We start from the raw sequence: 25,165 nt of genomic DNA, 5'->3' as shown, positions 1-25,165 counted from the left end.
GCTTGGCTCCGGGCGTAAACAAGCAAGCCCTGTTTAGGGGTTCTTAACGTAGGCACCTTTGCGTAGGTAGAACCACCAGTTGATGACCAGGCAGATGGCGTAGAAGACCGCAAAGCCGTACATGGCAAGTTCCGGTGTGCCGGCCTGGATTTGCTCGCCCATTACCCGCGGGGCGATGAAGGCGCCATAGGCAGCGACGGCTGAGGTCCAGCCAAGTACCGGGCCTTTCTGCTGCTGGTCGAAAATAACCCCGATGCTGCGGAAGGTAGAGCCGTTGCCGATACCACTGGCGGCGAATAACACAATGAATAGCAGCAGGAATAGCCAGAAGAATTGATTAGGGTCGGTGGCGTTATAGGCCTGCATCATCACGTAGCCGGTGGCGATAGAGGCGACCACCATGATTGCAGAGATTATTTGGGTGACGATGGAGCCACCCACTTTGTCGGAGATCCATCCGCCCAGCGGACGGATCAGGGCGCCCACGAAGGGGCCTATCCAGGCCCAGGTTAGAGCGCTGGGCGCCTCTGGGTTGGCCACGCGAATCAGCGTGCCATCGGCAGTGGCTTCCATCATGTTGCCGAAGATGACGTTGATGGAGAGCGGCAGGGCTGCAGAGAAGCCGATAAAAGAACCGAAGGTCAGAATGTAGAGGATGGTCATTGACCAAGTGTGCTTATTGGAAAATATTGCGAACTGCTTCTGGATATTGGGCTTGATGTCGCCAGGAATCAGGCGCAACAACAACAGAGTCAGAACAATGGTTAGCGGTAGGGCAACCCACATATTAAGCCAGCTGAGAGCCAGCATGCCGACGATGGCAGTTACCATGCCGACGCCGTAGAGGCCCAATATTTTGCTGAAAGCCGCCAGCGGCGAACCAGGGTTGGGCGTAATAGTGCGAAGATTGTTCATACCGAACCAACCGGCGAACGCTAATGGAACCAGGAATACAAGCCAGATAAAGCCAGCATTCTGGATCCAGGTATCGGTACCTGCTTCGATCCTGCCGATCAACGTACCGCTAGCGCTTTGCAATTCCATCGGCGAACCGGCTATAGCGCCGAAAATGCCGACGGTCATTACCAGCGGGATGACAATTTGCATGGTCGTGACGCCGAAATTACCAAGGCCTGCATTCATTCCCAGGGCGTAACCTTGCTGCTTGCTGGGATAAAAAGTGGAAATGTTGCTCATTGAACAAGCGAAGTTACCCCCTCCGATACCGGAAAGTAGCGCCAAAGCCTGGAATACCCAGAACGGCGTGCCTGGGTTCATCAAGGCGATACCAGTGCCGGCTGCGGGGATCATCAATAGCGCGGTGGTCAGGAAGATGGTGTTCCTCCCGCCAGCGATGCGGATCATGAACGATGCTGGGATGCGCAGGGTGGCACCTGCTAGACCGGCAAGCGCCGTCAGTGAAAATAGCTGGTTAACCGTGAACGAAAAACCCAGGTTCTGCATCTGGGTGGTAATCATTCCCCACATCATCCAGACAGCGAATCCCATCAGCAGACTGGGAATGGATATCCATAGATTGCGGTTGGCAATGTGCTTGCCTTCCTGTTCCCAGAATTGGGCGTCTTCGACATTCCATTTCTCAATGTCGGCATTTCTCTTGCTCATGGCGATTTCCCCTTGGCATCAAACCTATCTGCATCTAGCAGTTAGAAAGCAAGATACGCTGGAGGAAGAAATTGGGGAATAGGTGGAAATAGCATGAAAAACAGCGACATACCTCTTGAGAGGTAGTCGCTGAAAAGCCTGGATTCATTGATTTTTAACAGAAAAAATCGAGAGGAGGTAAAGGCGGATCAGAGCAAAAGTATTCTGGGAGTCTTTAGAGGTAACCACACAGAATCGATTAGTGATCGATACCTTCCTGGACTGCCCAGACGGCAGCTTCGACACGTGAGCGTAAGTTGAGCTTTTTGAGCAGATGCTTGACGTGAACCTTGACCGTGCCTTCGGTAATATCCAGCTTGCGTGCGATAAGCTTGTTGGAGAGTCCGCCAGCAAGCTGTTGCAGAATTTCGCGTTCACGCTGCGTTAGGCTATGAATATCCGGGGTGGTGGGGGCATTGCGCTGATTACGCAGGGCTTCAGCGAGTAGGGCGGTCAGGCTTTCGCTGATGACCATGCGCCCCAAAGCAGCCTGACGCAGTTGGCGAACCATGTCTTCAGGCTCCATATCCTTTAACAGGTAACCGTCAGCACCGTTGCGCAGTGCGGCGACAACATCATCCTCATGGTCGGAAACAGTGAACATCACCACACGGCCGCTATAGTTGGCTTCCCGTAGGCGGCGCAAGGCTTCTAAGCCATTGACGCCCGGCATGTTTAAATCAAGTAAAACCAGGTCAGGCTCAAGTTTGAGGGCCAGTGCAATACCTTCTTCCGGGTTGCCCGTCTCGCCAACCAATTCAAGGTCGTCTTCTAATTCAAGCAGCTGTATCACGCCACGCCGTAGTAGCGGGTGGTCGTCAATAATCATCAGGCTGGCGGGTGTATCGTTGGCAGTGGTCAGCGTCATTAAGAAGTCCCTGTACCTAAATGAGAGTCGGGGGTAGCCGTAACAGGTTGCTGCTGAATTAAGCGAGCGGTCAACGGAGTGAAGAGTATCTCAATACCAGTACCTCCTGCGGGGCGATTGGCGATGCTTAGCTCCCCGTTCAGGGTAGTGGCACGGTCGCGAATGATCACCAAACCGTAGTGCATAGGTGGCGAGCTATCGTCTTCCAGGCCTATGCCGTCATCCTCAATACGCACTAGCAGGCGAGCATCGGCGAAACGCACAGTGACCCCAGCCCAGTGGGCTTGGGCATGCTTGTGGGTATTGGCCAATGCCTCGCGAATGATCTGCAGCACGTGAATTTCTTCATTGGGGTTAAGTAGGTAAGGCGGCACATCGTAGTCAAGCTCGACCGTTACCCCCATGCGCTGGCTAAACTCATCGACGGTCTGGCGTAAGGCAAATTGCAGCCCTGGCCCCTCTAGTTTGAGTCGGAAGGTGGTGAGTAGCTCACGCAGTTGACGATAGGCGCTGTTTAAGCCGGTACGCAGCTCGTCGAATACCGCAGACTGTACTTCTCGGGTAGCTTCTTTCTGCTGCATGCGTTCGAGTCGGGCGACCTGCATCTTGAGATAAGAGAGCGATTGGGCTAGAGAGTCGTGAAGTTCCCGCGCAATGATGGTTCGCTCGTTGATCAGCGTAACGTGTTGCTGCTCCTCGATACGCCGCTGCAGATACACCGCCGTGGCGAGCTGGTCGGCTAACATGGTGAGCAGCCGACGGGTGCTATCGTTGAGCCGCTCCTGGGGATACCACACCTCCAGGGTGCCTAGCAGCGTATCGCCTACGCTAATAGGCAGTAGCAAGCACTGTGACTGGTTATTGGCCACCATCTCCAAGGGGCGAGGATCGATCAGGCAGGCGTGGCAATCCTGGTCACGGCAATACTCTGGTCGGGTACGCGAGTGGGTTTCTAAAACCGGCATTTCCCGTTGGTCGAAAGGATCGTTTAGGGAAAGCCGTATTGGCCCGATATCCAGCAGCTTTTCCAGTTCGCGTAACATGGGCGCTGCGCTAGAACAGAGGTCGTTACCGCCTCCATACAGCGAGCGGCTGGCATCGTGCATTACCTGCAGCGCCTGATTGCTGCGCTCAAGCTCCTGCTGCTTGCGCGACACCTTGTCTTCCAATGCGGCGTAGCTTGTTGCCAGTTCGGCAGACATCTTGTTAAAGGTATGGCCCAACAAAGCCAACTCGTCGCTGCCGCGGAGCTGGGAGCGTGGCTTGAAGTTACGCTGTGCCGCCTCGCGGGCCAGAACCATCAGTTGACGCAAAGGTACTACCAGATTGAAGCGAACATCGTAGAGGGCAATCGAGACCACTATAGCGATCAGTACAAGAAAGAGCACTTGCATCATCCCCAGCAGCCGCACCTTGGCCTCGGTGCTCTCTTCCAAATAGGTCACCAGCACTTCAATGTCATTGACCATCGCCACGATCATCATTTCTAGCGTATCGAGGTCAAGCGCAGTGGCTGGGGACGGTGCCTCTAGTGCCGGACGAAGCGTGTGCTGCCAGTAGATCTGAAGTTTTTCCAGTTGACGGCGGCGCTCGTGACGATCATCGATGGGGATCGTTTGTTGAAGCGTTGTGCCATACAAACGTTGATCGAAGCTCGAAATCAGTCCTTCGAGCTGTTCTGCGCTAGTCTCCTCTGGAGCATACTCCAGGCGTTGCAGTGCCCCCATGATTTGATAGGCATTCATGCGTAGTGAGCCAGCGACATTAATCGCGGCAGCATCGCCACGGCTGCTGTTAGACATTGCCATGGTCAGGGTGATGCTGATGAGTGCCATCCCGCTAATGGCAAGTAAGGACGCAATGATGCGAGCAACCAGGGAGCGCTGAAGTAATTTCATGGCATTTCCGATAGCGCGGAAGAGGTAAGGGAGTGTGGCACTGTCTGCATTTCGATACGAGGGCTATTCCTTTGGGGTTAGCCGGTCTACCTCCGATGCCTTTTGACCTACGCCCAGTATTTACAGACAATTCTTACATGTCTTCCGATGTCTTTATACCCTCGCTGGGAAACGCCATGCCATCATCTGTGCCGCCTCCCACGTTGGAGACATCAAAACAGCCAGTAAATGGTTATCAGTTGCTGGTAGCCATGCTGCTGATGCCGCTGGCAAGCGCTTTAGCGGTGGCTGGCTGGACACTTTATGCCCTGCTCGCAAAACAACCCCTCTATGTGCTGGTACCGTTGAGTAGTGGTGTGCTGTTGGCTTGGCCGGCTTGGTATATCGCCAGGCGGGGAGACACCTGCCGCTTGATGCAATGGCTATTACTGGGGCTAGCGTTGGCGCTGGGCGGGTTTGGGATGGCTAGCCGACCGTGGGAGTTTTTGTTAGTGGGGGCTGGGCTTGGACTGGGAGGTGCGGTGATTACGACGGGCATCGCCCACGCCAAAGGCTGGATGCCTGGTCGTTGGGTGAGTCTTTGTGTCGCCCTTTTTCTGGCTTTAGCGGCGGGGGTAGGGTTTTCCTTGCGGATGGCGCCTCTGGTAGTCCAAGCCTATGGTTGGCGTGCGGCGCCACTTAGCCTGTTGATCCCTCTGTTTATGGTAATGCTGCTGCTGTGGCTTTTCGTAGAGTCACCCGAGTAACGCCGCCTATGAGTCTCACCTGTTCATTCTTACCTACTCTCTCTCCTTCTGATTCTAAACCACTAGCGATAAGGCCCATTTTATGACCACAGTTTTTATGACCATAGCCACGTTTGCCGATTTACTGCTGGAAGCGCGTAAACAACCTAAGCCCCAGCGCCTGCTGTTTGTGTTCGTTCGCGCAGAGCTGCCCGATTTCCCTGATGCTGACCAGCGTCGTCGCTTCGAACAGGGTGAAGGGGGAGTGTTGGTGCCTGTGGTATGCGTAGATAAGTCGACGGAGGAATTGACCAGCATGGCGGCGTTGGTCGAGGAGTCACGCCGTACCGAGATCGAATGGGATCTAGTTTTCACAGCTGCCATGGACGACCCAAAAGATGACGCTGAGGTTGAACGGCAGCTCCAGCGTATGATGGAGTCGCTGCAAATGGGTAATATCACCGCCTATCTTGCCTTCGACCATCACGGCAATGCGGTTAACGTCGGCTAGGGACGGTTACCATGGAGCACTATTTCCTCATCAAGCACCTGCACATGACGGCCGCTGCGCTGAGCATCACGCTCTTCGTAGTGCGCGCCTGGTGGTCGGTGCAGGAAAGCCCGCGACTCAACGCCCGTTGGGTCAAGGTATTGCCTCATCTTATTGATACGGCTCTGTTGGGGCTGGGGGTGACTTTGATGGTATTGCTTTCCGTATGGCCCTGGCAGCTTCCTTGGCTTGGCGCCAAGTTACTGGCGCTGCTGGCCTATATCGGTATTGGCACCATTGCGATTAAGCGCGGGGCCACGCCAACGGTGCGAGCCCTAGCCGCGGTAGTGGCGGTGGCTATCTTCGCCTATATGGTGGGGGCCGCTGTTCATCACAGCCCGCTTTCCTGGCTAGCCTGAATTGCAGCTACTTTCTGCCTCACTCCTCACTCCTCACTCCTCACTCCTCACTCCTCACTCCTCACTTTTATTGCGCCATTGAGTGGGCGGCATGGCCGCTCCCTTCGTGGCGCCCGAGCCGGGCGAGCAATTCCAGGTCGATATCGTCATAGGTGATTATCTCGCCACCATGAACCGCTGCGAACTGCTCGGCACGCTCATGGCTGGAGAACGGCGCAAGGGTGTGGCCCATGCTGCCGCGCCGATTATGGCCGACCACATACCAAGCGTCTGCTGCAGGGATAAAGGCATCGTCTTTAGGTGCTTCCCAGGGTGTCACGCCGACATCATGTACATAGGCGTGGCGCAGCTGGGTCTGATTTTCGGGCTGCTGGAGGAAAACGAACATCTCCAGCGTGGAGCAGAACTTACGCGCGTCACTGTGGCTTTGCATAAATGCCTGACCTTTGGGGCCTTCGAATTCGGTGATAAACATACCGCATACATGGCAGATGTCATCGCCGCTAATAGGCTGAGGCGGCATCCTTTCGGCGCTGTCAGTGGCATTGTTGCAACCGGCCATGAGCAAAATAATAAGGGCCAGAATGGGCAGCAGGGCGGGCATGGTCAATCCTCGTTAATAAAATGATGTTAAGAGATGATGTTAAGCGGTATGACGGTGGAAGCGACGGGCGGCCAATAGCAGGGGCACCACGACCCAAACCAGCATTGCCAAGGGCGGCCAGGCAGAATGGAACGCGCCTTGCTGCGCGATAGCCGCGATACCGCTTTCTAGCTGTGTGCTGTCGAACCCCGATAGGTTGATCAAGCGAAAACTGTCGGTGGGATTGAGCAGCATCAGGTAGGGGAGCCAGTCGCCCCCCTGCTTGACGCCAACCAGTAGGGCCAGCAGTACTAGATCGAATACCAGCACGAACAGAAACCACACTCCCAGTGCCAACCCGGCGGCCCGTGCCTTTTCGGTGACCGTTACGCTGATCAGGTAGGCAAAGGCCAAAAACACCCAGCCCAAAAGCACACTGCTGGCGATCAATCGTGCTAGGCCGACGGTTAGTTGGATAAGCGGTACGCCTTCAGCGCCCAACGCAATAACCATACCCGCGATACCAAAACCGAGTAGCGTGGCGACAGCCAGAATCATCCCATGGCCGAAGAACTTACCAAACAGCAACGCCGAACGACTTATAGGGTAGGTGAGTAGCAGTAGTAGCGTGCCGGCCTCCTGCTCACCGACAACGGCGTCGTAGGCTAGCATCAGCGCGATTAAGGGGATCAGAAAAACGGCCAGAGTTGATAAACTGACCAGGGTGGTGGCCAGTGAAGTAAAACCAAGACCGCCGCTCGCAGCGGCACCAAAGTAGGCAATACCCATTGCCAGAACGGCAAGGATCACGGTGATCGCCAGTACCCAGCGATTACGCAGGCCATCCTGGAACTCTTTGGCGGCGACGATGAACATGGCCTTCATGCGCTGGCTCCTAGCGTCAGTGAGGCGGGGCGAGTAGAAAAATGCGTGTAGAGATGCTCAAGGGTGGGTGGTGATAACTCGATGTCGTCGATATTCGGCATGGTGGTTAATTGACGTAGTACCTGCATTTTATTTTCCGCGGGCACGTTGACCTCCACACAGCGCTCATTGATTGGGATAGGCTCAAGGGACATGGCTTTCCAGAGCTGAGACTGCATGGCCAGCAATGTGCCGTGGATACGAAACGTCAGCGGTAGCTGTGCTTCTTCGCGCAGTTGTTCAAGGCTGCCCAGGGCCAGGCGTCGCCCTTTGCCCAGGATCAAGGCGCGGTCGATATAGGGTTCGATGCCCGGCAGTACATGGGAAGAGAGCAGCACGGTACAGCCGTTGTCGCGTAGGGCTTTTACGGCCTGATAAAAATCGCGGGTGGCCGCGGGGTCAAGGCCGGTGGTGGGTTCATCCAGCAACAATAGCCGGGGAGACCCTAGTAAAGCCTGGGCCAGGCCAAGGCGCTGGCGCATGCCCTTGGAGTAAGTTTTAACGCGACGGTCGGCGGCTTCGACCAGGCCCACACGCTCAAGCAGAACCGTTACCTGATGGCGGTCAGCGCGCTTTAAACGAGCGAAATAGGTGAGCACTTCACGCCCGGTGAGCTGTTCGTAGAAGGTGACGTTTTCAGGTAGATAGCCCAACTGACGCCGTAGGCGTTCGGCATGTGGCCCGTCAGGAGCGCCACCGAGGACGTCAACGTGGCCCGAGCTGGGCGCAATTAAGCCCAGTATGAGTTTCATGATGGTCGTCTTGCCCGCGCCATTATGTCCCAGCAGGGCGAGCATCTCGCCTTCTTTGATGGTGAGATCCATTTCAGCTAGTCGCACCAGCGCCCCGTGACGCTTGGTAACTCGCTGTAGTTCTATTACTGGGTTCATGGAGCATTTCCTTCTCGGCCGGGCTCGCTCATCAAGGGCGCGCTGTCTCTGACCCCCGGGGGACGAAACACCGGGAACTGACGTTGCACCCAGCGCAGTGCCAACACCGCAGGGCTTTGCATCAACAGGCGCGCGGAGGGGTGGCGCCAGAGAAGATGATCCATGGCGTCATTGGGCTCATGAGCGGTGTCGCCGACACCGTTATCGTCAAGATCCCAACCCAGGTAGTCGCTCCAGTAATTGCCCGACCAATCCTGCTCACGGGTGGCGACATACATGACTTGCTGCTTATTAGCGATGAAGGCGTTGCCCGCCATTTGGTTATCCTCTGAACCGGCGGTGAGATGGATGCCAATGTCGCTGGCTGCGAAACGATTATTCTCGATACGATTGAACTGCGAGTTGTAAACGAACAGTGCCTTGCCGTCGCCGCCCGCTAGACGCCCCTCGCCATCTGCCCCCAGGGGCTGGGTGACGCCTTCGACACGGTTGCCGCTCAATAGGGAGTCGGTGATGTTGTTCATCAAAATGCCGTAGTTGTCGTCTGCTTCCGAACGGTTATCAACGACTTCCAGGCGTTTGGATTGCATCAGGGCGTAGCCGGTTCGGGTTCGTTGGGTCAGGTTGCCTTCAAGACGATTGTCGAAGGAGTACATGTAGTGCACGCCATAGCGCAGGTCATGCAGGGTGTTGTCGCGCAGCACGTTGTGGCGGCTGCTGTCGAGATAGATGCCGTCGCGAGTCTGCGCAACATCGTTGGATTCAATAATTGAGTCACTAACGTTATAGAGGTGAATGCCGTTGCCGCGATCCTGAGAGCGCAGTCGGGTATCGCCACGAATGGTATTGCCTATCACACTGACGTTATTGACAGCATCGAGCCAGATGCCGAAGCCAGGCCCGCTTAGCTGGTTATTGCGGATGCTGCTGCCGTGAGCGGCGGGCTCGACAAAAATAGCGGCCTCCAGTGCTGTCAGGTTATCTCCCCAGTCTTCAATGCGGACACCTTCAAATATAATGTCGGGAGCTGCCAGCACCACCGCATGGCCGTGGCCTCCTGCATCGAGGATGGCTTGCAACTCGCCCCTAATATGCAGCGTGCGGTCAATAACCACACGCCCGGGGTAGCGTCCTGCAGGCAGCAGCAATTGATCGCCGTCGGTCGCCTGTTCGATCAACGGCTGTAACGGCTCACCAGGCGTGGCGAGCCAGTCGGCGGCATAAACCCCGCTAGGCAGCCAAAAAAGCCATAGCAGCGCCAGTAGGCAACCTAAATAGCCAGGGTGTCGTTTCATGGTGTTCTCCCGCAGCGGGCCGAAGGAATCGGCCCGCGTGTTGTCGTCAGGCGGGTTCGACTAGCATGCGACCAGTCATTTCCATATGCATCGCGTGGCAGAACCAGTTGCAGTAGTACCAGTGCACCCCGGCTTTGTCGGCGGTGAAGGTGACACTAGCGGTCTGCTGGGGGCTGATCTCCATCTGCACGCCGTGGTTGACCATGCAGAAGCCGTGGGTCAGATCCTCGACCTGGTCAAGGTTGGTGATGACCACGGTCACCTCATCACCCTGTTTGACCTTGAATTCGGTCAGGCCAAATTGCGGTGCGATGGAGGTCATGTACACGCGTACTTTATTGCCCTCGCGGATTACCTTGCTTTCGCCCTCCAGGTTGACGCCGTCTGCCTCGGCCATGGCCACGGTCTCGGCGAAGAAGGGGTCGTCTCGTGTCCATACTCGGCTTGGGTTGATCTGGTCGGCGCGTACCAGAATACAGTCGTGGGGCTCGGCATAAGTGGGGCCGTCATGCACCAGTTTCATTTCTTCCCCGGAGATGTCGATCAACTGATCGTTTTCGGGATGCAGAGGGCCTACCGGCAGGAAACGGTCTTTGGAAAACTTCGACAGCACTACCAGCCACTTGCCGTCGGCATCGCGGGATTCGGTGAGACTGGCGTGGTTATGCCCAGGCTGGTAGTGGACATCGAGCTTCTGACGCAGGTAGTTGACGTCTTCGCCATTGTAGTGGCGAATGGCATCCTCAATATTCCACTTGGCTACCTGGCTATCGATGAACAGCGTGGTATAGGCATTGCCCCGGCCATCGTAGGTGGTGTGAAGCGGGCCCAGGCCCAGTTCAGGTTCACCCACGATGGTATCGCGCGGTTCGATACTGTCGTCGAACAGCTCAGGCAACTTGTCGATGGCGATGATTGAGCAAGTGGGGGATAGCTTGCCGTTGGCGATGAAATATTTGCCATCCGGTGAGGTATTCACACCGTGGGGGTTCTTGGGGATCGGGATGTAACGTGTCAGTTGCGAGCCCTTGCGCCCATCCAGTACCGGCACGCTTGATTCACCCAGTGTCTTGTAGTTCCCGGCCGCCACGGCGGCTTCAATCGCTTCAACGTCGAATACCACGACCCAGTCGCGTTCGTTTCGCATGGTCTCGGTCAGGGTCATGCCTTTTTCTGAGTTGTAGCAGGTAGAGGCGACGAAACGACCGGTGTAGTCGGCATCGGTGTTATCGAGGTTGCCATCGACGATCACCTGCCAGGCCACGTCCATGCTTTCGGCATCGATAGCGTTGAACATAGTGAAGTAGTTATCGGGGTTCTCAAGGTCGCGGCCGTCGTTAATCTGAGGGATCGGCAGTTCGGCATTGGCGAAGACATACTTGGTATAAGGCACCTTCTGCAAACGCAAACCGTGAATCGCCTGGACATTGGGGATGGTGGTGATCTTGTCCGTCTTCATGACGTCAAGGCGGATACGCGCAACGCGGGTGTTGGCCTTGTCGTTGATAAATAAGTACTTGCCGTCGTAGCTGCCGTCGGTCATGGAAATATGGGGATGGTGGCAGTCGCCGTTAAGGAAGCGGCTTGACTCGCCGAGTATCCGCTTCGACTCGTTGCTGATCCCCCAGCCAGAGGCGCTATCCACGTTGAACACTGGAATCCGCATCAGTTCGCGCATTGAAGGTACACCGAGCACCCGAACCTCGCCCGAGTGGCCACCGCTCCAGAAGCCGTAGTAATCGTCGAGCTCGCCGGGCGCAACGTCGATACCGTTGGCGCCGGCGGCCTGAACTTGACGGCTATTGAGTAACGCACCTGCGCCAAAACCACTGGCCAGGCCCGCCCCGGCAACGCCGGTGACGGCGGTATTGCGCAAGAAATGGCGACGGCCGATATCCTGAATATGGTCTTTTTTATCGCTCATGCTTGATTCCCCTGAGATCAGTCTTGCTGGTGAAGAGGGATGCGTTGCCATGCGGCCTGTTTGCCGCTGGCGTCGGTATCCCGTTGGGTCTCAACGCTATTACCGCGCGATGACATATTGGCCGCCTTTTCATAGCGCTTGCGGCGCTTGACCATGGGCGGGCAACGCTGGTCGTCGTGGTAGGTCACTTGGCAGTCGAGACAGTAGTGGCACTCATTGGCATTGATGCGGCCGTCCGGGTGTATAGCGGCCACTTCGCATTCATTGGCACAGATTTGGCACGGGGTACCGCAGCTACCGCGGTGGCGCTTGAGCCAGTCGAACAGGCGTAAACGCGAAGGAATAGCCAACCCGGCACCTAAAGGGCACAGATAGCGGCAGTAGAACTTGTGGTTGAAGGCAGAAATCGCCACCAGTCCAAGAGCATAAATAACGAAGGCCCAGTCACGTTGGAAACGCAGGGTGATTGCGGTCTTGAACGGCTCCACTTCGGCGTAGCGTTCCGCGGTGCCAAGCGAATGTAGCGAGACTGCGAACAAGGCCAGCAGAATGATGTATTTAATCGCCCATAGGCGCTCGTGGAGCCCGAAGGGCACCTCGATCTGCTTAACGTTTAGTTTGCGAGCGACCTGGTTGACCAGGTCTTGTAAAGCGCCGAAGGGGCACAGCCAGCCGCAGAAAACTCCGCGGCCCCACAGCAGCAGGCTCACCGCCACGAACGACCAGAGAATAAATAGCATTGGGTCGATCAAGAATGAGGACCAGCTAAAACCGCTTATCAGCGAGTTGGTGAAGGTAAGGATATTGACGACTGATAGCTGGGCCAGCGAGTACCAGCCGATAAATACTAAGGTGTATATCTTGAAACCCAGACGCAGTGGGTTCAGTACACGCGGGTGGCGCGCCAGCACATCCTGGAACAGCATGATGCCAGTGAGCACCAATAATCCGGCGGATAGCACAGCGATCTGGAAAGCCTTGTCGCGCCAAACCTGTACCCAGATAGGCTCTTCCACCAGTGCCTCAGGCCGCTCTATATAGGTCTCGGGAACACTGTAGTCGGCGCTAAAGCGGCTGAACTCGGTATCCAAGGGGCCAGAAGCGCGGCGAACCAGTAATTCCAGCTGCCACGGTTGTCCGGGATCGAAGCCCGCCTCTTCGCGGACGATGAAGATGTCTCGCTCGGCCAGTGAGGGCGCGCCTTCGAGGGCCAGATCACCCAGGCGGATGTGATCGCGATCATGAAAGCTGACCCGGGTGCTGCCCTGTGAAAGCTCTATGCGATCGAAGATGCCGCCGCGCACATACCCTGAGCCCTTGAATGAGTAGTCACCAAGCCCCATGACGGCAATAGCGTGCTCGCCATCCTTCAGCTCGACCATTAGTTGGTCATAGCCAGTATCGCCGAGCAGGTTGCGGCCAGCGGTTGGTGGGTTGAGGTAGGTGTAAAACAGCTCGATAAAGGTTTTATCGGCGGGCTGTGGCGAGCGCAGGTAATCTTCGGCGGGCGTACCTACAAAGCTCTCATCGACCTCGCCATGGGTCAGTTGCAAACGGCGAATGGTGCCGTCGCCGGTAAGTTCATCCCAGTTGGCAGGGGCGAAAACGTCTTCTCGAACGCGTGCCGGTGGTGTCTGGGAGGGGGCGGCAATAAGCTGCTGTTCAGCGGCCACTTGCCTGGCGCTGCGCATGATGGTGTCGCTGACGACAATGACGGTCACCGTCGCACCAGAGATCGCGTCAAGATTGTCGCCGACCCTGAGCCTGTCATTGACGTGGGCCGATTCATGCTCGTCGGCGAAGCTATTTAGCTTCGACTCGGGAATGCCCACCAGCATGATCGGTTCGGAATGACTGAGGATGTCGGCCTGTACAATTTGCCCATCCAGACCGATGCCCACCAGTACATTGACCGGTTTGCCTGAGTAGGCGGGGATCGGAGCGACATCCACACTCTCAAAAGCGTAGCCGAGCAACTTATCGTCGCTGGCGAGTACACGGCTTACCGGCCACTGTGAATCCGCGGCTTCAAGACGCTCTGCCGTGGGAAACCCCTCGCGTACCTGCTCCAGTTCGATAGCTTGGGCGGGCAGTGTTATCGCTAGGAGTAACAGTAAGCTAATCCAGATGCCGGTTAGACGGCGCGGGCAAGCCACAGGGGACATCGTGGTTTCCTTTTGGGTCAAGAGCGTTATAGAACCGGTTCTAGCAAGTGGTCGACGGCAGCTTTCACTTCGTCATCGCTCAAGCCCAATTGGCCTCCTTTCGGCGGCATTGCCTGAAAACCGTTAATCGCGTGGTCGTACAGGGTGTCCATGTCTTTTTCTAAGCGTGGCTCCCAGTGTTCGGCATTGCCGCGAATGGGAGCACCTGCGGCGCCCGTCATGTGGCAAGCCATGCAGGCTTGGTTATAGGTGGCTTCGCCATCTGCATGAGCGGTAACCGAAATAGAAGCAACAACGCCTAGCAGCAATATGGACGCGAGGGTTTTCATTGAAGTATTCCTTATGCATCTTTTGAGTTGAAAGTACCAATTCGGCAACGTGGCAAGGTGGTTTATAGAGGTATACGAGTTGCTGGGTACTGATTTCTCAGTACGAGAAAAGGTATGAAGTTCACTTTAAAGAAATAAGGGGGACTAATGTTGATCTGGATCATTTTTAGTCTCGCGTACCCCTACAGAGCATTAGCTTATTACCCCTTAGTGGGTAGGCGATGACGTCAGTCGTTATTGTGATTTCAACTCGAAATTCAGACGCTTGGCTATGCACCACGGCGCTAGGGGCGTGGCGATGTAGAAATGTTTTTTACAGCGCGGATTATTTCAACATGTTCAAGTACTGGCGCAGCACTTCGGCATTGTTACGGCGCTCTTCCTTAGAGGCAAATACCAGAGTAACTCGCTCTTTCCTGGCACGTTGTGCAAGATCACGAAGAGACTCGCGATAAGAGGTTAACTCTTTGAGATAGCGACGGCGGAAGCCGCTCCAGTCGAGTGAGCCATTATGAAACGCTTTGCGAAGTTCGCTGCTTGGGGCGACCTCCTTGCGCCATTCATCGATTTTGGCTTCCTCCTTGGACACCCCGCGCGGCCAGATACCGTCGACGAGGACACGATAACCATCTTTGCTTTGAGGTGAGTCATAGGCTCGCTTTAATTCAATATCCATCGCTATCTCGCAAGTAAATGAGTTTCCTTTTAAGCCTAGCTAGTGAGTCGGTTCCACTCTACTTGAATCCTAGTAAGCCCAGACAATAGCCATCAGTAAACCCCATGTCAGCACCCCGGCGGCCATAACGGTGTAAGTAGCAGACATCGTTGTTACGTCATTCGCTGAGCGTTTACACAGAGCCTGCAGCCCGTGGTAGACCAAACTGCAAGAGATGCCCAGTGCCACCAGTACTACCAGCGCATTGAACAACAGGCTGGGGATCAGCAAAGCGATCGCTGCGGACCAAAGTGGCAAAGGTGCCAGGGCTGCCAACAGATAAGCGTCGTGGTAGCTAATTGAGAGATCACGATCGCTATTGACCACCGCGTGAATTAGCCAGCCCATTACAAAGAAGGTGAGCAGCTCGGCCAGGAATAGAATGGTCGTGATGAAGCGCCACTGCCGATCGGCGAAGCCTGGAGCGAAGATATCTCCGTAGTGTGTACCGGCATAATAGAGCATCACGGGTGGCAACAATGACATGGGCAGCACGATGCACCAAGCCAGAGTGGCGATTGAAGGATGGCGTTGCTGGAGGTCTTTCCATCCCGCTAAATGGGTAAAGGGCAGTTGAATAATGGTTAGAGGGTTCATTGTCTAGCCTCGCAGTCAGTTGTGATCGTTGTGAGCTTAAAATATCATGTCGTGATATTATATTCAGAATTAAGGCTAGTTTGTATTTTGTCAAGTATGAAGCTTGATTCCCTCTGTTTTAAGAGTGTGCAACCCATATCAGCAGCAGTGGTACATGCCCGTGTGAAATCTGAGAAGTCATAGCATCAGCCTACCTCTAGAACGGCTATGTCCTGGTGAAAATCGCACAGAGTGGTTAGGTACTATTAAGAAACCCAGCCGCGTTCTGGCTCGAATTAATTCGTAATCTTAAATTTACCAAGGGTATCGCTCTTGCCAAAAATTGACCTGTGGCAATGTTGCTAGAGGGATTCTTCTGCTAATCTTAAAAATGTAAATAATATGCATCTTAATAAACGTATGCCTTTTGGCTTCCCAGCCGAAGGTCGGATCTGACTAGCAAGGGAGTATGGCTTATGGCTGATGGTCTAACTAAATCAGCGGCCCGCAATATTTTCTATGGCGGCTCGCTGTTCTTCTTCCTGCTATTTGCCGCGCTTACGGCTCATAGCCACTGGTACATGGTCAACGTTTCCACGGACAGCGAAGGCCTCACCGATTCCGTGAAACATGGTAAAGAAGTGTGGGAAAAAAACATGTGTATCAACTGCCATACCATTATGGGAGAAGGGGCTTATTTTGCGCCTGAGCTAAGTAATGTCTGGGAGCGCTATGGGGGTCTCGAGAATCCAGAGGCTGCGAGAGCTGGTATCAATGCCTGGATTCGTGCACAGCCATTGGGGATCGAAGGGCGTCGCCAAATGCCCGCGTTTGATTTTAGCGAAAAAGATATGAATTCGTTAATCGACTTCCTCGAATGGACCAATAGCATTAACGACCAGGACTGGCCCCCACATCCTGCTGGCTGAAAAAAGCAGCCGAAGGATGAATCAAGGAGAACCGTACAATGAAATATGAAACCCAAAAGGTCGCTTTACCCTTTTTTGCGGTGGCTATGGCGCTATTTACGCTACAAATAGTCTTCGGTCTGCTGGCCGCCACTGTCTATGCTTGGCCCAACTTCATGGCTGAAGTGATGCCCTTTCACATCATGCGTGTCAGCCATACCAATCTGCTGATTGTGTGGCTACTGATCGGTTTTATGGGCTGTACCTACTATTTGATGCCAGAGGAAGCCGAACAGGAAATTCACAGTCCCAATCTGGCGTATATCCAGCTGGCGATCTTTGCTTTTGCTGGCGCCGCTGCGCTGGTCGGCTACCAGTTCGGTATCCATGAAGGGCGCGAGTTTCTTGAGCAACCGTTCTGGGTGAAAATACTCATCACCATTTCTTTTCTAATGTTTCTTTTCAATACCAGCATGACGCTGCTCAAGGGCCGCAAGACCGCTATCAATCTGGTGTTAATGCTGGGGCTTTGGCTAGCGGCAGTATTTTGGTTATTCGCTTTCTACAACCCGACCAATCTAGCGGTAGATAAACTCTACTGGTGGTGGGTGGTTCACCTCTGGGTGGAAGGCGTATGGGAGTTGATCATGGCTTCCTTGCTGGGTTACCTGCTGATCAAAATGACTGGTGTGGATCGCGAAGTGATCGAAAAATGGCTCTATATCATTGTTGGGTTGGCACTATTCTCCGGCCTGCTGGGCACCGGGCACCACTACTACTGGATTGGCGCACCTGGCTACTGGCAGCCCATCGGCAGTATCTTCTCGACGCTTGAAGTGGCGCCTTTCTTCGCCATGGTGGTGTTCGCCTTTACCATGTTCTGGAAGGGCAGTCGTAACCATCCTAATAAAGCGGCCATGCTATGGGCCTTAGGCTGCCCAACTATTGCTTTTTTCGGCGCTGGTGTGTGGGGCTTTATGCATACCCTCTCGTTCGTGAATTACTACAGTCATGGTACTCAGGTAACCGCCGCTCATGGCCATCTAGCTTTCTATGGTGCCTATGTGATGCTGATTCTTGGCGTGATTACCTACGCCATGCCGCAGATCCGCCGTGTACAGCCTTATAACCAAGTGCTGAACATGTGGGGCTTCTGGATCGTCACCAGTGCTATGTGCTTCATGACGTTTACCCTGACCTTCGCCGGGGTCGTGCAGACTCACTTGCAGCGCGTCTTGGGTATGAATTACATGGAAGTACAGGATCAATTAGGCCTGTTCTACATCATGCGTCTGGGCGCTGGCGTGGCCGTGGCTGTGGGGGCGATCATGTTGATCTACTCCTTCTTCGGGCCCGCGCGTGAGCAAGTGCCTGCTGGTGGCACACAAATTACCGCTGGGGCAGGCTCGGTCTGAACTAAACGGCCCTGCGGGGCCGTTTTTGCTTCTTTTATTTATTTTCCGGCAATGGAGTCTTGCCATGCCTCTATCTTCTGTCGCTAATCCTATCGATAAGCGTGAAATACCTTTCTACGAGAACGTCGGCAACGAATGCGCTATGTTTGAGCACGCCTTTCGTCAACGTCTGCCGCTGTTACTTAAAGGTCCTACCGGGTGTGGTAAAACACGTTTTGTTAGCCATATGGCCGCTAAGCTGGGCCGTCCGCTGTTTACTGTTTCATGTCACGACGACCTGACTTCAGCCGACCTTACAGGCCGCTATCTGTTGCAGGGCGGTGAGACCCGCTGGGTCGATGGCCCGCTTACTCGAGCAGTGCGCGAAGGGGGGATCTGCTATCTCGATGAGGTGGTGGAGGCGCGTAAAGATGTCACCGTGGTGCTTCACCCGCTCACCGATGACCGCCGACTACTGCCGTTGGAACGTACCGGGGAACTGCTCGAAGCGCCGGATGACTTCATGCTGGTAGTGTCTTATAACCCTGGCTATCAGCATATTCTCAAATCGCTTAAACCGAGTACCCGCCAGCGCTTCCTGGCCATGTCATTTGATTTTCCACCACCCAAAGTCGAGCGCGATATTGTCGCGCGGGAGAGTGGTTTGCCCGGTGAGCAGTGCGCCGCGCTGGTCAATCTTGCCGCCAGCCTGCGGGCCATGAAGGGGCAGGATTTAGAAGAGGGTGTTTCTACTCGCCTGTTGGTTTACTGCGCTACCCTGATTGCCGCCGGGGTGCCCATTTTGGAAGCTGCCCGGGCTACCTTAGTGGAGCCGCTAAGTGATGACGCAGATGTTCAGGAAGGGCTGATGGAAGCCATTCAAGCAACCTTTGGGTGAGGGCACGGATGCTTGATTTTCTTGAAGTCGAAGAGTTTGTAGGCCGCCATTGGCACCGTTGGGCTTCCAGTGCGGCAAGCTACCCAGACCATCCCGAAGCCGCAGTGCGCCTTGATACGCTGCGGCCCATGCTTGGCGTCTTTTTCCGCGCCGGAGGCGGCGAGGCGGGTATTGATGTTGCTGCTATTGCGGGGCGTAGTTCGTCGCATCGCTTATCCTTACGTCAAAGGCTTGGGCTTGATGAGGAGGTGCTCGATCAAGCACGCCGTGACGAAGAAAGCCTGTTGTTACCGCCACGCATTGCCTTGTTCGCCGAGGCTTCCTTGAACCGGGATCTCTACCTTTGGCTGGTAGCGTACCTGGCGGAGACCCGGTATGTGCACGTCGTCGACGATCCGCTACAGCAAGACCTTCTCCAGCTGCGTGAAGTAAACCGGGCGACTCGGGCTGTGTTGGCCCACTTCCCTGGGCTCGCTCAGCGTCACGCCAGGTTATGTCAGGCATTGCTGGCCATTCGCCCCCAGCGCAAGCGCTTGCCGCCGATGGAAGCAGCGCTTGAATCCGTTCTCTGCATTCAGCTTGGAGAAACGCCGCCCGAGGGCGGCTGGGCCGACGTGATGAATATCGCCATCCTCGATGAGTCCCTGCCTTTGGACAACTTCCATGCGCCGCGTGGATACCGGCCGCCACTTCCGGTGCCGCTATGGGGGCAAGCCGTTGCCCTGGGTACCCATAAGCAGGCACGAACCGAGCAGGAAGATGATGAGGCTCCGGTCGCAGGGAAGAATTCGCCACAAGATGATCATGGTAAACGTAAGGCTGACCGGCGCGAGCAGGATCAGGCCGACCGCGATGACTCTTTAATGCTCAATGCATCCGAAAAGATGCTTTCCTGGGCCGAAATGGTCAATCTCAATCGTCATGTAGAGGATGAAGACGATGATGAGGCCAAACAGGCGGCCGACCAGATTGATGAAATTGTGCTCAGTGCTAACCGTAAGAAGGCGGCTTCCAAGTTAAAGCTTGATCTTGATCTGGCGCCCGGTGAGGTGAGTGGGGGAAGTCTGCGTGGGCGCCATACCTATCCGGAATGGAATCATCGTAAGCAAATCTATATGCCTGACCACTGTGTGGTACTCAGCGATGTGCAGAGCGAGGAGGGGGAGAACTGGCAGCCGGATGAAACGACAAAACGGCGCATTCGCCGAGTCCGACGCGAGTTTGAAGCACTTAGGCCGCGTCGTGAGACGCTACGTGGCCAGTTGGATGGCAGCGAGCTGGATATGGACGCCGTCATCCGCTCCCGCTGTGATCTGGCGGCGACCGGTGAAGCCAGCGACCGTCTCTATCAAGCTAGCCGTACCCAGGCGAGGGATTTGGCGGTTTCGATCCTGGTCGATGTATCCCTTTCCACTGAGGCCTGGCTGGAAGACCGGCGGGTGCTGGATGTGGCTAAAGAGGCGCTGCTGGTATTGGGGCACGGCCTTGCGGGGTGCGGCGATGACTATGCCATTCACAGCTTTACCTCCCACCGTCGTCACCGTGTTTGGGTCAATACGCTGAAAAGTTTCGATGAGCCAATGGGCGAGCGGGTGTCACGGCGGATCGCAGCGCTCAAACCAGGCCACTACACGCGTATGGGGCCCGCTATTCGGCACCTTTCCCAAGCGCTTGCCAAACGGCCCAATCGGCACCGGTTGCTGCTACTTCTGACCGACGGTAAGCCTAACGATACCGACTATTATGAAGGGCGCTATGGTATAGAGGATACGCACAAAGCGGTACTTGAAGCGCGACGGGAAGAAGTGCGCGTGTTCGGGGTAACGATTGACCGGGAGGCGGGGCGCTATATTCCTCATCTGTTTGGGCGAGGGGGTTATGCCATTGTCCAGCGTCCGGAGCATCTCGCCTTGGCGCTGCCGAGTATCTACCGCCAGATTGTTGCTTCCTAAGGAGGTTATCTATGGTGCGCTTGCGCTTTGTAGCGGCGATTAGTCTGTGGTCTTTGGTCGCTTTAGGGATAGTCGTGCCGCTGGTATGGCTTATCAATAACCGAGATTGGGGCGTGGCGCTGATGTTGCTGGTTCCCTTTATCGTTTATGGTTTGATGCGGTTGGGTCGGTCGCTGGAAGCCTGGGCAAACGCCGCGCAGCGGCCTTGAGGTACTGATTCCGCACTGCGCTAAATCCAATCCTGTGAGGCTACCCCACTAAATGAAAGCGACCGGCCAGGTAGCCCGCGGCAATCAGCGTTAACGTTAATAGTGTCAGGGCAATGAAAACTCCCTTCCAGGCTGGGGTCGCGGCGCGCAAGTTTAAATAGACCATGAGCACACAGTGGGCTTTGAAACCGGTCGCCATCATTATCATGGCGGCTGACCATAGGGGAAGCGCCTGCCAGTCGGTGGTCTGATCTAGCCGAGCGGAAACCATGGAAACCAGGGTCAGCGCCATTAATACGCCCCAAGTAATCAGTAAACGTCGCGTACCGGGCAGTGCCCTCATTGTTTCCTCACAAAATTATCTCAGCAGATAAATCAGTGGATAAAGCAGGATCCAAATCAAGTCCACCATATGCCAGAAGGCTGCCGCCGTTTCTACGTTCTCGGTGGAGGTGCGCCAGCTCACTAAGCCTAGTAGCGCTAAGCCGAACACAACGTGAGCAAAATGGAAGGCGGTTAAACCATAGTAAAAACCAAAAAAAGCGTTCGTTTCTGGCGTTATTCCAGCGGCAAACTTACTTGTATACTCAAAAACCTTAATGAGGCAGAACAGTAGGCCCAACAGTATAGCGGCGCCTAACCACTGTCGGCTGCGCTGTATGCGCTGAGCGCTTATGGCCTCAACGGCAAAGGCTACAAAAAGCCCACTGGTCAAGAGCACCAGGGTATTGAGGCCGCCCAGCACCGGGTCAAGCTGATGTTGGGATTCATTGAATAGTGCAGGGTCAAGGGCGCGTTGACCGGCATAGAGCGCAAAGAAGGCGGTGAAAACCAGCATTTCGCTCAGTATCAATACCCACATCAGTGGATTGCCAGGTAGCGCTGAAAGCGGCCCCCAGCCGGGATTGGGCAGGTCGTGCCTCATTAATACTCCACTCGGTAAGCGTTGTGCCGAGGTATCAGGGCTCATTAGTTTTCGTCAATATATTAAGTGCATTTTAAATACATGTTAATTTTGGTGCAATATTTCTTTTATTTGACACGCGTCACTACCCAGCGCCACGGCAACGCTTAGCATCAGTGGCCTAGTGTTTGCCGATGATGCCTTTACTTCGGAGTGACTGTTATGTCATTGCTGTCTTTACCTTTTTCCATGCCCTCTTTTTCAATTTCCCCTCCTATAACGCCTAGCCATTTGATACGTCTCCTTGATCCACGGGTACCGTTTACAATTAAGCAACGTATAGTCGAGCCTTTACTCAACCGTACTTTTGCTATGCCGCTTGCTGAGGGGGAATTCGATGCTTTGGAAGGTCGGCGCATTAGTCTCACCATCGCCGATTTAGGTGTGACGCTAAGTCTGACGCTTGAATCCCAGCGCTTGATATTATGTCGCGAGAAAGGCGAGGCAACCATTCGGGGAGGTTGGCGGGAATTCTTGTGCCTTGCCACGCGCCGCGAGGATCCCGACAGCCTGTTTTTCCAGCGTCGCTTAATCATTGAAGGGGATACAGAGCTGGGGTTGACGCTCAAGAATCTACTTGACGGTTGCGAGGAAGGCCTTGCACAAGGGCGTGTGGGGGAACTGTTGTTGGGGCTGGAGCGTTTGGTACGTAAAGAGTGACCCAGGCTTCTGAAATGTTCACAAGCGGCCTTGGGATATCCCGAGGCCGCCCATTATTAAGCTGCGTCGAGGGGGCGCGAGGGGCCAAAGTGCTCAAAGTGTCGGCGATCCTCGTCGACACCCAGTTCGGACAAAGCGCTGTTAATCGCTGTCATGAATCCTTGGGGGCCGACGAAATAGCAGCGCGCCTTAAGATCAGGCAGGTAGTGAGCTAATAAGCTGTGGTCGATACGACCAATATGTTCGGCTTCGTTGCCGCGCTCATGAATACGGACAGCCTTAAGACGTTGAGGGTACTCGCTCTTAAGCGCTTCTAATTCGCCTTTAAAAGCCTGGTGGTCGGCATCCAGGGCAGCGTGTAGATAGGTGACTTGCCGCCCAAGGGACAAGGCATGTCTTGCCATGGGAAGCAGGGGCGTTTGCCCTACGCCGCCGCTGGCAAGCAGCAGAGGCTCGTCACCTTCAATCAGCGTGAGGTCACCTGCTGGCGGTAACAGTTCCAAGGTGTCGCCAGGTTGTAAGACATCGTGGAAGTGGCGGCTGACTTGGCCCTGTTCTTCGCGTTTGATCGAGATTCGATAGCTTTGACCATTTGGCGTGTCTGAGAGGCTGTAATGCCGATAAACCAGCTCGCCATTAATGGTTAGACGTACACCGATATACTGACCTGGCTCATGCTCAGCCACACGACCTCCATCCTCGGGCTCAAGGATAAAAGAGCGAATTAAAGCACTTTCCTGCTGGGTACTGGCAATCTTGAAACGGCGTGTGCCGCGCCATCCCCCCGGGCGTTGCTCAAACTCACGATAGCGCTGGTCTTCGAGGTCAATTAACAGGGCGGCAAGCTCGTTATATAGAGCGCCCCATGCGTCGGCGATTTCCGGGGTGACAGCTTCACCCAGCACTTCGTCAATCGCTGCCAGCAGGCATTCACCGACAATAGGGTACTGCTCGGGAAGAATGCCTAGCGAGACGTGTTTACTGACCACAACATCCAGAGTAGCACGCGCCTGAGCTGGATTACTGCGTAGTTGCACATAGGCCAACACGGCGTTGGCCAGGGCACGGGGCTGACCACCGCTTTGCTGATGAACCTCATTAAAGAGCGGCTTAACCTCTGGGTAACGGGTAAACATCAGCGGATAGAAGCGCTGCGTAATCGCATTCAGGTGTTCGGCCACGACGGGAGCGGTCGCGTTGATCAGCTTTTCTTGCTCATGTGTTAGCACGGATAATACCTCAAGCGTTAAGATTCATTACAAATGCATCTTAACGCCAAAAGCGATAAATACCAACCATGCAGGGGCTCTGTTGAGGAGAGGGGCTGCCAGCCATTTGAACAACAAGGCCTGAACACAATGCAAAAGCGCTTGGTATGGAGTGACGATGAAGCTTATCTGTGTCTATAAGATGCATTTTTGATACTTGTCATGGTTTTTGCTATTGGCCTGGCGCACAATGCAAATCCAAGTAATTCAGTGGGGTATTATGCTATGTCGACTATCACCTCCTCCCAACCTGCCTCCAAACTCAAGCAACTGCCGTTGTTACGGCTGGCTTTTCGGCCCTTTTTCCTGTTGGCCGCGCTGTTCAGTATTTTATCTCTACTGGTATGGCTTGGCTTTTGGCATGGCAATATTTTGCTGCGCCCTTATGGCGGCCTGGTGTTCTGGCATCAGCATGAAATGCTGTTTGGCTTTGCAGCGGCGGTGGTTGGGGGGTTTTTGCTTACCGCTGTACAAAACTGGACCGGATTGCCAAGTTTAAACGGCGGGCCGCTACTGGGTCTGGTGGCGTTATGGCTATTAGGTAGGGTGCTGATGGCTTTTCCCATGGATTTGCCAGGATGGCTGCTGCTGGCGGTTGACCTTGCATTTCTTCCAGTGGTCGCCATTACTATGGCGCGTCTGGTTATTACCGCAAAGCGTTGGCGCAACTTGATCTTTATACCTGTGCTGTTGCTGTTTGCCACGGCTAACCTGGCGATGCACTTAGGGGTGATGCAGGGTGACGCCGAGCTGATCCGCCAAGCCGCCTACTTGGCCGTACTGTTAATCACACTGATGATGACCGTAGTGGGCGGACGTGTGATTGCCATGTTCACTGCCAATCGTTTGGGCCGCACCAAACCTGAACCTATTGCTTTGCTCGAAGGAGTGACGCTGTTGAGTACGGCTGGCGTAGTCGTGCTGCAACTGGTCATCATGTTGGGGGTTGCCATTCCTGCTTTATTAATGGGGGGAGTGATGCTCTTAGCGGCGTTGGCCAACACTGTTCGCATGGCGCGTTGGGGTGGGTTGCATAGCTGGCGTGAACCTTTACTTTGGGGGCTGCACGGCAGCTACGCCTGCATTCCGCTAGGGCTTGTCATGTGGGTCTTGGCACTCATGGGGCTGATGCGCGTTGAACTTGCCGTGCACGCCCTGACCATTGGTGGCATGGGCACCATGATGCTGGCCATGATGGCCAGAGTTTCGCTAGGTCATACGGGCCGCCCCATACGCACTTTGCCCGGTATTGGTGTGGCGCTGGGCTTAATGCTAATAGCCGCCTTGGTGCGCTCACCCGTCTTGGCGCTATTTCCCCAGATCACCCACTGGACCTATACGCTGAGCATCATCTTCTGGTGCGTTGCCTACGCAATATTCGTCGTGCACTACACTTGGCCGTTGATGCAGGCGCGAGTCGACGGTCAGGATGGCTGAACGAATAAT

At 54.9% G+C, this 25,165-nt stretch carries 25 protein-coding genes; 10 read left to right on the top strand and 15 right to left on the bottom strand.

Annotation, left to right across the window (positions count from 1 at the left end; all coding sequences use genetic code 11):
- Window positions 1-33 precede the first annotated feature (33 nt).
- From HALA3H3_RS21375 to HALA3H3_RS21365, 3 genes are all read right to left on the bottom strand, one after another.
- Window positions 34-1,626 (bottom strand): MFS transporter, encoded by a 1,593-nt coding sequence (locus HALA3H3_RS21375; protein ID WP_022523563.1) that lies wholly within the window; start codon window positions 1,624-1,626, stop codon window positions 34-36.
- Between the two features lie 238 nt (window positions 1,627-1,864).
- Window positions 1,865-2,533: a two-component system response regulator NarL gene (gene narL / locus HALA3H3_RS21370; protein ID WP_022523562.1), complete on the bottom strand. Its 669-nt coding sequence runs from the start codon at window positions 2,531-2,533 to the stop codon at window positions 1,865-1,867.
- Window positions 2,533-4,431 carry a type IV pili methyl-accepting chemotaxis transducer N-terminal domain-containing protein gene (locus tag HALA3H3_RS21365; RefSeq protein WP_022523561.1) on the bottom strand — a complete coding sequence of 633 codons (1,899 nt, stop codon included), beginning with the start codon at window positions 4,429-4,431 and terminating at the stop codon, window positions 2,533-2,535. The genes narL and HALA3H3_RS21365 overlap by 1 nt, the downstream gene beginning before the upstream one ends.
- 176 nt (window positions 4,432-4,607) lie before the next feature.
- Here HALA3H3_RS21365 and HALA3H3_RS21360 point away from each other — a divergent pair, with 176 nt between their 5' ends.
- The 3 genes from HALA3H3_RS21360 to HALA3H3_RS21350 all read left to right on the top strand — a co-directional run bounded on the left by HALA3H3_RS21360 (window position 4,608) and on the right by HALA3H3_RS21350 (window position 6,065).
- Window positions 4,608-5,177 carry a hypothetical protein gene (locus HALA3H3_RS21360; RefSeq protein ID WP_223827952.1) on the top strand — a complete coding sequence of 190 codons (570 nt, stop codon included), beginning with the start codon at window positions 4,608-4,610 and terminating at the stop codon, window positions 5,175-5,177.
- Between the two features lie 82 nt (window positions 5,178-5,259).
- Window positions 5,260-5,667, top strand: coding sequence for a hypothetical protein (locus tag HALA3H3_RS21355; protein ID WP_022523559.1), 408 nt, complete (start codon window positions 5,260-5,262; stop codon window positions 5,665-5,667).
- A gap of 11 nt (window positions 5,668-5,678) precedes the next feature.
- Window positions 5,679-6,065 (top strand): SirB2 family protein, encoded by a 387-nt coding sequence (locus HALA3H3_RS21350; RefSeq protein ID WP_022523558.1) that lies wholly within the window; start codon window positions 5,679-5,681, stop codon window positions 6,063-6,065.
- A 67-nt stretch (window positions 6,066-6,132) separates the two neighbouring features.
- Here the strand turns inward: HALA3H3_RS21350 and HALA3H3_RS21345 are convergent, their stop codons facing one another.
- From HALA3H3_RS21345 to HALA3H3_RS21305, 9 genes are all read right to left on the bottom strand, one after another.
- Window positions 6,133-6,669 (bottom strand): nitrous oxide reductase accessory protein NosL, encoded by a 537-nt coding sequence (locus tag HALA3H3_RS21345; RefSeq protein ID WP_022523557.1) that lies wholly within the window; start codon window positions 6,667-6,669, stop codon window positions 6,133-6,135.
- A 39-nt stretch (window positions 6,670-6,708) separates the two neighbouring features.
- Window positions 6,709-7,533 (bottom strand): ABC transporter permease, encoded by an 825-nt coding sequence (locus HALA3H3_RS21340; RefSeq protein WP_022523556.1) that lies wholly within the window; start codon window positions 7,531-7,533, stop codon window positions 6,709-6,711.
- On the bottom strand, window positions 7,530-8,462 hold the full coding sequence (locus HALA3H3_RS21335; protein WP_022523555.1) for an ABC transporter ATP-binding protein: 933 nt from the start codon (window positions 8,460-8,462) through the stop codon (window positions 7,530-7,532). The genes HALA3H3_RS21340 and HALA3H3_RS21335 overlap by 4 nt, the downstream gene beginning before the upstream one ends.
- A complete protein-coding gene (locus tag HALA3H3_RS21330; protein ID WP_022523554.1) occupies window positions 8,459-9,757 on the bottom strand; it encodes a nitrous oxide reductase family maturation protein NosD in 1,299 nt (432 codons plus the stop codon). Before HALA3H3_RS21330 ends, HALA3H3_RS21335 begins: the two co-directional genes overlap by 4 nt.
- Before the next feature lie 46 nt (window positions 9,758-9,803).
- Entirely contained in the window at window positions 9,804-11,681 is a 1,878-nt protein-coding gene (gene nosZ / locus HALA3H3_RS21325; protein ID WP_022523553.1) for a TAT-dependent nitrous-oxide reductase, read from the bottom strand.
- A 17-nt stretch (window positions 11,682-11,698) separates the two neighbouring features.
- Window positions 11,699-13,846 (bottom strand): transcriptional regulator NosR, encoded by a 2,148-nt coding sequence (nosR, locus tag HALA3H3_RS21320; RefSeq protein ID WP_022523552.1) that lies wholly within the window; start codon window positions 13,844-13,846, stop codon window positions 11,699-11,701.
- A gap of 26 nt (window positions 13,847-13,872) precedes the next feature.
- Window positions 13,873-14,175 (bottom strand): c-type cytochrome, encoded by a 303-nt coding sequence (locus HALA3H3_RS21315; RefSeq protein WP_022523551.1) that lies wholly within the window; start codon window positions 14,173-14,175, stop codon window positions 13,873-13,875.
- Between the two features lie 325 nt (window positions 14,176-14,500).
- Window positions 14,501-14,851 (bottom strand): DUF488 domain-containing protein, encoded by a 351-nt coding sequence (locus HALA3H3_RS21310; protein ID WP_022523550.1) that lies wholly within the window; start codon window positions 14,849-14,851, stop codon window positions 14,501-14,503.
- 69 nt (window positions 14,852-14,920) lie between these two features.
- Window positions 14,921-15,487, bottom strand: coding sequence for a YIP1 family protein (locus HALA3H3_RS21305; protein ID WP_022523549.1), 567 nt, complete (start codon window positions 15,485-15,487; stop codon window positions 14,921-14,923).
- Between the two features lie 455 nt (window positions 15,488-15,942).
- Between HALA3H3_RS21305 and HALA3H3_RS21300 the strand changes: the two genes are divergently transcribed.
- From HALA3H3_RS21300 to HALA3H3_RS21280, 5 genes are all read left to right on the top strand, one after another.
- Window positions 15,943-16,395, top strand: coding sequence for a c-type cytochrome (locus HALA3H3_RS21300; RefSeq protein WP_022523548.1), 453 nt, complete (start codon window positions 15,943-15,945; stop codon window positions 16,393-16,395).
- A 38-nt stretch (window positions 16,396-16,433) separates the two neighbouring features.
- The gene (locus tag HALA3H3_RS21295; RefSeq protein ID WP_022523547.1) at window positions 16,434-17,789 is read left to right on the top strand and encodes a cbb3-type cytochrome c oxidase subunit I; all 1,356 of its coding nucleotides are present in this window, start codon (window positions 16,434-16,436) and stop codon (window positions 17,787-17,789) included.
- Between the two features lie 64 nt (window positions 17,790-17,853).
- Window positions 17,854-18,666 carry a CbbQ/NirQ/NorQ/GpvN family protein gene (locus tag HALA3H3_RS21290; protein WP_022523546.1) on the top strand — a complete coding sequence of 271 codons (813 nt, stop codon included), beginning with the start codon at window positions 17,854-17,856 and terminating at the stop codon, window positions 18,664-18,666.
- A gap of 8 nt (window positions 18,667-18,674) precedes the next feature.
- Entirely contained in the window at window positions 18,675-20,618 is a 1,944-nt protein-coding gene (locus tag HALA3H3_RS21285; RefSeq protein WP_053857058.1) for a nitric oxide reductase activation protein NorD, read from the top strand.
- 11 nt (window positions 20,619-20,629) lie between these two features.
- On the top strand, window positions 20,630-20,827 hold the full coding sequence (locus HALA3H3_RS21280) for a hypothetical protein (RefSeq protein ID WP_022523544.1): 198 nt from the start codon (window positions 20,630-20,632) through the stop codon (window positions 20,825-20,827).
- A gap of 40 nt (window positions 20,828-20,867) precedes the next feature.
- Here the strand turns inward: HALA3H3_RS21280 and HALA3H3_RS21275 are convergent, their stop codons facing one another.
- Window positions 20,868-21,170, bottom strand: coding sequence for a cytochrome C oxidase subunit IV family protein (locus tag HALA3H3_RS21275; RefSeq protein ID WP_022523543.1), 303 nt, complete (start codon window positions 21,168-21,170; stop codon window positions 20,868-20,870).
- A 15-nt stretch (window positions 21,171-21,185) separates the two neighbouring features.
- Window positions 21,186-21,797, bottom strand: coding sequence for a cytochrome c oxidase subunit 3 family protein (locus HALA3H3_RS21270; RefSeq protein WP_238326099.1), 612 nt, complete (start codon window positions 21,795-21,797; stop codon window positions 21,186-21,188).
- A 156-nt stretch (window positions 21,798-21,953) separates the two neighbouring features.
- On the opposite strand from HALA3H3_RS21270, the gene ubiT reads away from it, so the two are divergent.
- Window positions 21,954-22,451, top strand: coding sequence for a ubiquinone anaerobic biosynthesis accessory factor UbiT (gene ubiT, locus HALA3H3_RS21265; RefSeq protein ID WP_022523541.1), 498 nt, complete (start codon window positions 21,954-21,956; stop codon window positions 22,449-22,451).
- Window positions 22,452-22,507: 56 nt separating this feature from the next.
- Here the strand turns inward: ubiT and hmpA are convergent, their stop codons facing one another.
- Window positions 22,508-23,680 (bottom strand): NO-inducible flavohemoprotein, encoded by a 1,173-nt coding sequence (gene hmpA, locus HALA3H3_RS21260; protein ID WP_009286645.1) that lies wholly within the window; start codon window positions 23,678-23,680, stop codon window positions 22,508-22,510.
- A 264-nt stretch (window positions 23,681-23,944) separates the two neighbouring features.
- On the opposite strand from hmpA, the gene HALA3H3_RS21255 reads away from it, so the two are divergent.
- Window positions 23,945-25,156 (top strand): NnrS family protein, encoded by a 1,212-nt coding sequence (locus tag HALA3H3_RS21255; RefSeq protein ID WP_053857246.1) that lies wholly within the window; start codon window positions 23,945-23,947, stop codon window positions 25,154-25,156.
- Window positions 25,157-25,165: the final 9 nt, after the last annotated feature.

The organism is Halomonas sp. A3H3, from assembly GCF_000982975.1.
Classification (GTDB): Bacteria; Pseudomonadota; Gammaproteobacteria; order Pseudomonadales; family Halomonadaceae; genus Vreelandella; species Vreelandella titanicae.
The sequence above is the reverse complement of the archived record's forward strand: the minus strand, read 5'-3'. Positions and strand labels throughout refer to the sequence as shown.

Coding starts and splice junctions, on each gene's coding strand:
- HALA3H3_RS21315 (WP_022523551.1), bottom strand. CDS start 14,175: ATGAAAACCCTCGCGTCCATATTGCTGCTAGGCGTTGTTGCTTCTATT.
- HALA3H3_RS21310 (WP_022523550.1), bottom strand. CDS start 14,851: ATGGATATTGAATTAAAGCGAGCCTATGACTCACCTCAAAGCAAAGAT.
- HALA3H3_RS21255 (WP_053857246.1), top strand. CDS start 23,945: ATGTCGACTATCACCTCCTCCCAACCTGCCTCCAAACTCAAGCAACTG.
- HALA3H3_RS21300 (WP_022523548.1), top strand. CDS start 15,943: ATGGCTGATGGTCTAACTAAATCAGCGGCCCGCAATATTTTCTATGGC.
- HALA3H3_RS21280 (WP_022523544.1), top strand. CDS start 20,630: ATGGTGCGCTTGCGCTTTGTAGCGGCGATTAGTCTGTGGTCTTTGGTC.
- HALA3H3_RS21345 (WP_022523557.1), bottom strand. CDS start 6,669: ATGCCCGCCCTGCTGCCCATTCTGGCCCTTATTATTTTGCTCATGGCC.
- HALA3H3_RS21330 (WP_022523554.1), bottom strand. CDS start 9,757: ATGAAACGACACCCTGGCTATTTAGGTTGCCTACTGGCGCTGCTATGG.
- nosR (WP_022523552.1), bottom strand. CDS start 13,846: ATGTCCCCTGTGGCTTGCCCGCGCCGTCTAACCGGCATCTGGATTAGC.
- HALA3H3_RS21350 (WP_022523558.1), top strand. CDS start 5,679: ATGGAGCACTATTTCCTCATCAAGCACCTGCACATGACGGCCGCTGCG.
- HALA3H3_RS21355 (WP_022523559.1), top strand. CDS start 5,260: ATGACCACAGTTTTTATGACCATAGCCACGTTTGCCGATTTACTGCTG.
- HALA3H3_RS21290 (WP_022523546.1), top strand. CDS start 17,854: ATGCCTCTATCTTCTGTCGCTAATCCTATCGATAAGCGTGAAATACCT.
- HALA3H3_RS21275 (WP_022523543.1), bottom strand. CDS start 21,170: ATGAGGGCACTGCCCGGTACGCGACGTTTACTGATTACTTGGGGCGTA.
- HALA3H3_RS21360 (WP_223827952.1), top strand. CDS start 4,608: ATGCCATCATCTGTGCCGCCTCCCACGTTGGAGACATCAAAACAGCCA.
- HALA3H3_RS21285 (WP_053857058.1), top strand. CDS start 18,675: ATGCTTGATTTTCTTGAAGTCGAAGAGTTTGTAGGCCGCCATTGGCAC.
- HALA3H3_RS21375 (WP_022523563.1), bottom strand. CDS start 1,626: ATGAGCAAGAGAAATGCCGACATTGAGAAATGGAATGTCGAAGACGCC.
- HALA3H3_RS21365 (WP_022523561.1), bottom strand. CDS start 4,431: ATGAAATTACTTCAGCGCTCCCTGGTTGCTCGCATCATTGCGTCCTTA.
- HALA3H3_RS21270 (WP_238326099.1), bottom strand. CDS start 21,797: ATGAGCCCTGATACCTCGGCACAACGCTTACCGAGTGGAGTATTAATG.
- ubiT (WP_022523541.1), top strand. CDS start 21,954: ATGTCATTGCTGTCTTTACCTTTTTCCATGCCCTCTTTTTCAATTTCC.
- HALA3H3_RS21335 (WP_022523555.1), bottom strand. CDS start 8,462: ATGAACCCAGTAATAGAACTACAGCGAGTTACCAAGCGTCACGGGGCG.
- narL (WP_022523562.1), bottom strand. CDS start 2,533: ATGACGCTGACCACTGCCAACGATACACCCGCCAGCCTGATGATTATT.
- HALA3H3_RS21340 (WP_022523556.1), bottom strand. CDS start 7,533: ATGAAGGCCATGTTCATCGTCGCCGCCAAAGAGTTCCAGGATGGCCTG.
- nosZ (WP_022523553.1), bottom strand. CDS start 11,681: ATGAGCGATAAAAAAGACCATATTCAGGATATCGGCCGTCGCCATTTC.
- HALA3H3_RS21295 (WP_022523547.1), top strand. CDS start 16,434: ATGAAATATGAAACCCAAAAGGTCGCTTTACCCTTTTTTGCGGTGGCT.
- HALA3H3_RS21305 (WP_022523549.1), bottom strand. CDS start 15,487: ATGAACCCTCTAACCATTATTCAACTGCCCTTTACCCATTTAGCGGGA.